The sequence below is a fragment of the Candidatus Jordarchaeum sp. genome, assembly GCF_052745115.1.
Genome location: NZ_JBRAKS010000540.1, coordinates 1 through 1735, shown reverse-complemented (window position 1 = coordinate 1735; position 1735 = coordinate 1). Strand labels below are relative to the sequence as shown.

At 38.6% G+C, this 1735-nt stretch carries 2 protein-coding genes; both read left to right on the top strand.

All coding sequences use genetic code 11. The annotated features are described in order from the left end of the window. The first annotated feature begins 480 nt into the window (after positions 1 to 480). On the top strand, positions 481 to 885 hold the full coding sequence (locus ACUVXA_RS20625; RefSeq protein ID WP_445873174.1) for a lipoyl protein ligase domain-containing protein: 405 nt from the start codon (positions 481 to 483) through the stop codon (positions 883 to 885). Positions 886 to 916: 31 nt separating this feature from the next. Further along, complete coding sequence (locus ACUVXA_RS20620) at positions 917 to 1597, top strand: hypothetical protein (RefSeq protein ID WP_445873173.1); 681 nt, start codon at positions 917 to 919, stop codon at positions 1595 to 1597. Positions 1598 to 1735 lie beyond the last annotated feature (138 nt).

Here is a 1735-nt window from a genome sequence, read left to right as displayed (position 1 = left end):
GACATCCTACCAATTAACAGCAAGGGGTGACAAATGTCCCTAACTTCTACACTTTCTCATTCATGATCATCCTTTTTCCTTTAATAGGGCTCTTTTTTGATTTTATGTTTATTGAATTTTTTACGAATCATATAAAAATTTTATGTTTTTCAATTTAATATTGAAATATTATCAAAAATTTATGTTTAATGATTTTTACTCTACCTATATTATAAATATTATGTTTCATGCAAAAACAGAATAGTTGGTTGAAAAGGTATTGGAAGGCTATACAGGAACAGGAAGGCATTATCGAATTATATAGAATCATAAAATAGTTAAAACTTCTACAACTTACCATGGTCTTCGAAGCCTTAGAGAGAGATTAATTCATTTTTGAAAAATTTCTAATCCGTATTCTAGTAAAATATAAAAAGTATGTGATTCACATATTAGAAATTAAAGTAGTTTTATGATTGAATAAAGGGAGTTGAAGGAGAGATGGTTAATGAATGGAGACTTACATATATACCTGATGCAGATATGCTGGACACCGTAGCTTTGGGTGGTCCCGCTGTTGAGATGCAAAAAAAGAGTCCCATGGGTCTATCCGTTGTGGGTTTCAAAGAAACCGGTGTAAGCTTAGGCTTTTTCCAAGATATTGATACGGAAGTTGATTTGGAAAAGTGTAAAGAACATGGAGTCCGTGTTATCAGAAGGCTTGGAGTAGGTGGCGGCACCATATTCGTTGACAAGAATGCTAGCATGGCGGTGGGCTTACTCTATTATGACAATTTCTTCCCAGACATGGAGACAGCATTCCATAAGTTCGGAAAAGTAATAGTGGAGGCATACAAAAAACTGGGCGTTAAGGAACCTTGGTACAAACACATACGTTTTGAGTAGTGTCTCAAGACGGTGGAATGGGGACGTCAAGGTGGGTGAAAGAAAAATTACGGGGTTTGGTTTTGCGCAGGTTTTCGAAATCACGTTGGGTAATACTATTCTCAGTATTGGTGAGCCGGATATGGATTTGTTCGCTAAGGTGGCTAAGATTCCTCCGGAGAAGTTTTCGGATAAGAAGGCTAAGAGTGTTTCTGAGTGGGTGACCAGTGTTGAGGCGGAGACCGGGCGTCTTCCGAGTAAGGAGGAAGTGAGAGATGCTTTTGTTGAGGTTTTTGAACGGGAGATAGGTGTTAAGCTGGTGGAGCAGGAGCGGACTGAGGAGGAGGAGGCGATAAGACAGAAGTGGAGGGCTATGGCTGGCTCGGATCAGCACACTTTCAAGATTTCAAGTAGCAGAAGATTCCAAGACAAGAAACGGGATCAAGAGTTACTTTTTGGAAGGTTCAAGGGTAGAAAGTTGATTGTAAGCCATTTGCTTTTGAACAGCGAGGGAAAGATTGATGATGTGATGTTTTCTGGAGATTTTTATGCGAGGCCTGACGCTTATCTTTGGGATATGGAGAAGTCACTAAAGGGTTTAGATCCCACAAATGAGGATGAACTGTTGAAAACGATAAAAGAAACCTACAGTAAACCGGGCTGGGAGATACCCATGGTTGACCCGAAAGACTTCACACAAGCCATTAACATAGCATTAAAGCAACGTGAGTAAAATACTATATTCAAACTCTTTTCTTTTTTATTTACCATGAAAAACTTTAGATTTTCGTCCTTTGTCTAAAACGCGTAAGCGTATGGGGGTTTACAACAGTAGGAAGATTTAATACTAAATAATACCATATATGGCTAT